Source organism: Eggerthella sp. 1_3_56FAA (genome assembly GCF_000185625.1).
Taxonomy (GTDB): Bacteria; Actinomycetota; Coriobacteriia; order Coriobacteriales; family Eggerthellaceae; genus Eggerthella; species Eggerthella lenta.
Map to the genome: position 1 here is coordinate 1,070,641 of NZ_GL622580.1, position 6,956 is coordinate 1,077,596.

The window sequence follows — 6,956 nt, forward strand, 5'->3', positions numbered from 1 at the left end:
CAGCACCGCGAAACCTCACCCCTGAGGTTCCCACTTTTGCAAACAATGTCCGCTTCGCACGCGATCGGCGTGCCGGCGGACTCCCCAAGGCCACATGATAGGGGAGGCTCGCCGAAGGTGTCAAGCGCGTTTTTTCTCGCGTGAGACGGCGAAAGTGGTTATACTGTGCGGTGCAAGGGGGTAGACGAGAAAGGGTGAAGTCATGGCTCACGTGACGAATTTCCTCGGTCTGCTCGAACAACTTCAGAGCGCCGACATTACGGTTCATCAGGGCCGTTGCGCTGTTGTGCGCAATCGCAACGCAACGTGCATGAAGTGCGCCGATGTGTGCACGAGCGGTTGCATCTCCTACGACGACAACGAGCTGGTCATCGAACCCGAGCGGTGCATCGGGTGCGGAACCTGCGCTACCGTGTGTCCCACCTGCGCGCTCGAAGCGCATCGCCCGAACGATGCCGAGCTGTTGCAGGCGTGTCGTGCGGCGGCTGACCCGGCTGACGGCCAGGTGGTTATCGCCTGCGATCAGCTGCTTGCCGCGGCCGACGGGTTGTACGACCCCGAGAAGGTGGTGGGCGTCACGTGCCTGGGGCGCGTGGAGGAAAGCTTGCTGGTCATGCTGGCGGCGCTGGGAGTGCACCGAGTGAGCCTCGTGCAGGCGCGCTGCGCGCAATGCGAGCATGTTTCGGGTTCCGAGATGGCGCAGGTCGTGTGCGACACGGCGAGCGCGCTGCTGGAAACCTGGAACAACGATATGCGCATCGACCTGGTGGAGAAGCTCCCCTCGTTCGTTCGCCGGTCAGGTGACGAGGGCTATGATGCAAGCCGTCGGGGTTTCTTCGCCAGCATGAAGGACGAGGCTAAGAACGTTGCGGCGGTGACGGCCGACTACGCCGTCAAGGACGCATTGGGTGTGGAGGAGCGGCGGGAGCCGAGGTTCGTGAAGGTGGGCAAGGACGGCACGCTGCCTCACTTCATTCCCGACCGCCGCGAACGTTTGCTGGCCGCGCTCGATTCGTTGGGGCAGCCGCAGGATGTGCTCATGGACACGCGCTTGTGGGGCCATGTGATCATCGATCCCGAGAAGTGCTCGTCGTGCCAGATGTGCGCCACGTTCTGCCCCACCGGGGCCATCGCGAAGTACGCGGACGAAGACGGCTCGATCGGCGTGACGCATCGCCCGGTCGATTGCGTGAAGTGCCGCTGCTGCACCGACATCTGCCCGGAAGGCGCGCTCGAGCTGTCCGACGAAGTGTTCGCCGTCGATCTGCTGTCGGGCGCGCAGGAGCGCTATCCGATGAAGCCGCTCAAGAACCCGCCGGGCAACCCGCACCAGATCTGGCACTCCATGAAGGATCTGCTCAACTGCGACCAGGTGTACGAGCGCTAGGAGCGGGGCGTTGGGGTGGCGCACGGGAAGGGAAGGAGTCCTTTCCGCAAAATGTTTCACGCGAAACACCGGCCGTAAAAGAACGGATGTTTCACGTGAAACATCCGGATTCCACCCTCCCGACCTACCCCGGCCTCGAAGCCCCTTCGAGCGCGATTTGCCTCTCCAGACCCTTCTTGCAAACGACAGAACGCCCTCGAAGGAGACTTCGAGGGCGTCGTGGCAACCAGCGGCTACTGCTCGCTTTTGCGATCCTTACGCCGGTCGAGAAGAGTTTGGGCCTCTTCTGCCGCAGCGAAGAAATCGCGTAAGCGTTCTTCGTTTCTAGGATGGTAGACGGCGTATGCTACGAGGTTCTTGTCTTTTTCCTCGATCGGTATACCGGTGCGCTTTCCGGTTTCCAGCAGTAAGCCGATCTGCTTTTGCGTCTTTTTCCATATGAGGACGTTGCCTCTGAGCGGTGTGCTGAAGAACTCCACGTCGTTGCCTGCCGATACGGGCCTGGTCTTGGGCTCGAATCCGTAATCGATACATGCGGCTTCGATTTGATCCCAGGCAGGGTTCGTCTTGTCGCTCATGAATTTCACCAGCGTTTGCGTTTGCAGATCTTTCCACGAGATCGAGGTTCGGTTGGCAAGCGGATGGTCGTTTTCTACGATTGCGAGCAATTGAATCGACACGAACGGCCTACTGATCAATCCCTCTTGTTCGGCGTGACGGGGGTTGGTGTATCCGATGAACAAATCGATGGACTCTCTCGATAGCAACGTGAAGGGGTCGTCGATGTTGCGGTCGAAAACGATGTTCGCGTGATGATTTTCGCGGGCGATCATTGCCGTCATAGAAGCGAGGGAGGCTATGTCGGAGTCTTCCATGTGTCCGACCACGTGAATAGGGCGCTTCGCTTTGAGCTGTTCGAGCGTGTTTCTGGTCTTGTCGTATTCGTTCACGATGACCCCGGCGCTTTCGAACAAGATGCGTCCGCCTTCGGTTAGCTGAACTCCTTTTTTCCCTCGATCAAGCAGTTCTATTCCGAATTCTTTTTCAAGGGCGAGCATGTGCTTGCTCAATGCCGGTTGGGTGATGTTGAGGTTTCCGGCCGCCTCGGTGAAGTTCAGACATTGAGCGAGCTCGATGAATTCTCTGCAGGATTCGATGTTCATGATGACCCCCCCTCCGCCGAATGAAAACCCATTCGGCGATTGCATTGCGAGGTTCGATGCCCCCCCAGCATCGCTCGTCTTAAAAGCCATTGTAGCATCCTGGGTGATTTTGAGAGGTACACGCGCTTTCCTTAGGCCTGTTGGCATGGTCTTATAACGCATCGGAATGGGAGGGGCTTGAATCGGAATGCATGCGGGGCGATGTGTGCCGAAACGTTATTTCCCTATCTTCGAGTTGCTTTTCATACTGAAGGAAGATGCGATCTCCTTAATGGGGTCGTCGTGGGCAGGGTCGAAAATAAGGAGGAGGGTATGGGTAAACTGCATATGTCGCGACGGGATTTCGTCAAAGTCTCGGTCGTGACAGGCGCGGCGTTCGGCATCTCCGCGTTGGCTGAGCCGAGTTTGGCTGTTGCTGACGATGCCGTCGATAAGCCGGTGGGAGGTGACATCAAGCGTATCCGAACAGGGTGTCGCGGCTGCGGCAAAATGGAATGCGGCGTTATCGCCGTAGTGCAGAACGGGCGTGTCGTTCGGATGGAGGGCGACCCTACGGCGTTCCAGTCGATGGGGAACTGCTGCACCAAATCGCAAGCGGCCATTCAGGCGGCATACCATCCTGATCGTCTGCATTATCCTATGAAACGAACGAACGACAAGGAATCCGATGATCCCGGTTGGGTGCGTATTTCTTGGGATGAGGCCATGACCACGATCGTGTCGAAATTCGACGAGCTGCAAGCGCGCTACGGAGGCGAATCGCTGTTCGGCATGTGCGGCACGTCGCGCGTGTGGTGCATGTTCGGAGCGTCCAACGGCATGTACCTGTGGGATTCGCCGAACATCGTGCAGGCGTGGCAGATCTGCAAGGGCCCGCGCCATTTCGCCACTCTTATGTGCTCGAGCTTCGCCGACAGCTGGATGGAGACGGTTGCCCATCCTGATGTGTACGTGGCCTGGGGCGGTGCATCCGAGATGTCGAACTACGATGACAGCTGCCGCACCACTGTGGATGTGGCGACGCGCTCGACCACGCACATTTGCGTCGATCCGCGCGAAACGAACATGGGTAAAGAGGCGGACTTCCAGCTGCACCTGCGACCCGGTACCGATGGGGCGATGGCGTTGGCTTGGACGAACGTCATCATTGAAAACAATCTGTACGACGAGTTGTTCACGAAGAAGTGGACCAACGGTCCGTTTCTCGTGTGCGAAGACATGGAGCCGACCGGCTGGACCGAGGCTTCGCCCATTGTCATGACCCCATTCGAACTCAAGACGCATTTGCTGAAGGAATCGGATCTGCTGGAGGACGGAAGCCCAAAGCGTTTTATGGTTTGGGACAACCTTGCTGGGAGGCTGACCTATTTCGATTCCGAAACCGGTTTTTGGGAAGGTGAGGAATGGACGAAGCCGACGGCCGGGAAGGAAGCTTCGCAGGAGAATCTCGCGCCTGGCTTCCATCAAGGTTTTGTCATTGATCCTACTCCGTTCGACCCTGAAATAGATCCGGCGTTGTTTGGGGAATTCGAAGTGACGCTCAAAGACGGGTCGACGCATAAGGTGCAGCCGGTGTTTCAAAAGTACGCCGATCGCTGCGCGGAATACACTCCTGAAGTCGCTGAGGAAATCACCGGGGTTCCGGCCGATCAGATTCGTGCGGCGGCTATGGCTTACGGCACGCCCCTTCATCCGGAAAAGGGTTATGGCAATGGCGGTATTCAGTACATGCTGGCCACCGAGCATGCGAATACCGCCATCCAGAATGTGCGCGCGCTTGATTATCTGACGGCCATCACGGGAAATTACGATACGCCGGGCGGTCAGCGTGCGTCAACGCGCGCTCCCATCGAGGGCGGTCAGATGGGTTTTGCCAACAACGGTTCGGGCATGCCCATGCTTTCGCCGGGGCAGATGGAGAAGATCTTAGGTCGCGATGAGATTCCGCTGCTGTATTGGTGGGGCATGTGGGCCGATGCTGCGGCTACGTGGAATGCGGTGCTCACCGGAGAACCGTATCCGGTCGTTGGCGCGTTCAATTCGTCGGGGAACTTCATGAACCAGTGCAACACCACCACGACATGGGAGGCTCTCAAGAAGCTCGATTTTTATGTGGAATGCAACCTGTGGCACACTCCTGGCGGTGGTTTGTGCGACATCGTTTTGCCTGCCGCTCATTTCTTGGAGTTGTCCAGTCCGCGTTCATCCCAGGGCGCTTCGGGCGCTATGGGCGCGACGGTCAAATGCATCGACCCGCCTGGTGAAGCGAAGTTCGACGGCGAGATCATTCGCATGTTGTACGAATACAAAGGCCTCCCCTATAACGTTATTCCTGGTTATCCTGAATATCCTAGCGTCGAGGAAATGCTGGACATGTCGGTGGCGGGTTTCGAGCCGAAGGGATGGAAGGTATTCGAGCAGCGTTTCCAGGAACATGGCTGGTGGGATTGCAAGGAAACTGAACCGGAATTGTGGGGAACGTATCGCCGCTACGAAACCGGTGCGAATCGCGCTCGCAATGCGGGTGGGTTCGTAGGTTCTCAAGGTGATTGGCTTCCCGGGTTCTACACTCCGACAAAGAAGATCGAAATATGGTCTACGGTCATGGAGTCGTTCCATCCCGATGGCGAGTGGAATCTTCCCACGTATCGCGAACCACCGCACAGTCCTGTGAGCGATCCTGACATGTACAAAGAATACCCGCTGATCATCACTACGGGACGCCGCATTCCCGTGTACTTCCATTCCGAGCACCGGCAGCTGCCGTGGTGTCGCGAGCAATGGCCGGTGCCGCGCGTGGAAATCAATCCAGACGATGCCGCCACGTATGGCATAGAACAGGGAGATTGGGTTTGGATTGAGACGCCATATGGGAAGATTCGCGAGGTTGCCGATTTGTACTACGGGATCCGTCCCGGCACTATCAATTGCGAGCATCAGTGGTGGTTCCCGGAATTCAAGCAATCGGGATCGGGCCACGAGCTATGCGCGGTCAACCACTTGATAGACAACTGGGCGCGCGATCCGCATTGCGGCGCGTCTAACCTGCGTGCGTACCTCGGCAAGATATACAAGGCAACGCCCGAGAACTCCCCGTTCGGCAATCCGGTGCCTTGCGACCACAACGGCGTTGAGATCATCCACGATGCTTCCGATCCTCGTCTCAAAGAATGGCTGCCGACGTACGAAGGGAGGGAGTAGGCCATGACCCAGTATGCTATTGTCACCGACTTGAATCGGTGCGTCGGGTGCTTGGCATGCGCTGTCGCATGCAAAGCCGTGAACGATGTGCCCATTGGCAGTTTTTGGAACAAGGTTTTACGCATCGGGCCGAATGCTTCTATACAAGGTGCGCAGGATGCGGATTCTTATCTTTACTTCCTGCCCGTGCAGTGCCAGCACTGCGCCGACCCCGAGTGCGTGAAGGTGTGCCCGACGGGCGCCTCGCACAAGCTTGAGGACGGCACGGTGCAGGTTGACAAGTCCAAGTGCATCGGCTGCCAGTTCTGCGCGATGGCTTGTCCCTACAACGTTCGTTACTTGAACGAGCAGGAGCGCGTGGTTGAGAAGTGCACCCTTTGCGAGCAGAAGATCGCCCAGGGCGAGCTGCCGCAATGCGTCAGCCAATGCGGTGGCATGGCGCGCTTCTTCGGTGATTTGGATAAGGGCATCGAATCGTTCGAAGGTGCGGAAAACGGAACCGAGCGCATTGTTCTCGGGGAGTTCTGCAAGCCCTTCACGGATGAAGACGTGCACGTGCTGCCTAATGTGGGAAACAATCCGTCGGTGCGCTATATCCTGCGTGACCATGAATGGCAAGGAGGCGGTGAATAATGGAGCTCCAGTGGCCTTTGATCGTGTTCACCACGCTGGTGGCGTGGAGCGCGGGGCTGTTCGGGACGCAGGCGCTGATGGCCGCGTTCGGCGTCGGGAAGAAGGCGCAGGTCCCGGCCTGGATCGCGAGCGCCGTCCTTCTGGCCGTCGGCGGGATCGCGGTGTTCTTCCACCTCGAGCACTGGGAGCGCATCTTCAACGGCTTCGGCCACCTGACGAGCGGCATCACCCAGGAGCTGATCGCCATCGTCGTGCTGGCGGCCGTCGCCGTGGCCTACCTGGTCATGCTGCGCAAGTCCGACGACGGCGCGAGCGTGCCGAAGTGGCTGGCGTGGCTGTCGGTCGCGCTGTCGGTCGCGCTGGTGGCCGTGATGGCGCACTCGTACACGATGGCCGCGAGGCCGGCGTGGGATAGCGTGCTGTGGATCCTCTACGTCCTGGGCAACGCCTGCGTGCTGGGACCGGCGACGTTCGCGTTCCTCATGGCCGCAGCGCCGCCCGCAGGTCAGCCCGCCGGGCGCGCGGCCGACGCCGGGGCTCCCGCAGGCCTCGCCGCCCTCGTAGGCGCCGCC

5 protein-coding genes are annotated in these 6,956 nt (G+C 59.0%); 4 read left to right on the forward strand and 1 reads right to left on the reverse strand.

The window, feature by feature from the left end; genetic code table 11:
- Nucleotides 1–202: 202 nt before the first annotated feature.
- A complete protein-coding gene (locus HMPREF1023_RS09790) occupies nt 203–1,387 on the forward strand; it encodes a 4Fe-4S binding protein (protein WP_009306123.1) in 1,185 nt (394 codons plus the stop codon).
- A 233-nt stretch (nt 1,388–1,620) separates the two neighbouring features.
- Here HMPREF1023_RS09790 and HMPREF1023_RS09795 read toward each other — a convergent pair whose 3' ends face one another.
- Nucleotides 1,621–2,550 carry a LysR family transcriptional regulator gene (locus tag HMPREF1023_RS09795; protein WP_009306124.1) on the reverse strand — a complete coding sequence of 310 codons (930 nt, stop codon included), beginning with the start codon at nt 2,548–2,550 and terminating at the stop codon, nt 1,621–1,623.
- Between the two features lie 312 nt (nt 2,551–2,862).
- On the opposite strand from HMPREF1023_RS09795, the gene HMPREF1023_RS09800 reads away from it, so the two are divergent.
- The 3 genes from HMPREF1023_RS09800 to HMPREF1023_RS09810 form a co-directional block, all read left to right on the forward strand.
- Nucleotides 2,863–5,751, forward strand: coding sequence for a molybdopterin-dependent oxidoreductase (locus HMPREF1023_RS09800; protein WP_009306125.1), 2,889 nt, complete (start codon nt 2,863–2,865; stop codon nt 5,749–5,751).
- Nucleotides 5,752–5,754: 3 nt separating this feature from the next.
- A complete protein-coding gene (locus tag HMPREF1023_RS09805) occupies nt 5,755–6,384 on the forward strand; it encodes a 4Fe-4S dicluster domain-containing protein (protein ID WP_009306126.1) in 630 nt (209 codons plus the stop codon).
- On the forward strand, nt 6,384–6,956 hold a 573-nt coding region (locus HMPREF1023_RS09810; protein ID WP_009306127.1), incomplete at its 3' end, for a DmsC/YnfH family molybdoenzyme membrane anchor subunit. The genes HMPREF1023_RS09805 and HMPREF1023_RS09810, both read left to right, overlap by 1 nt.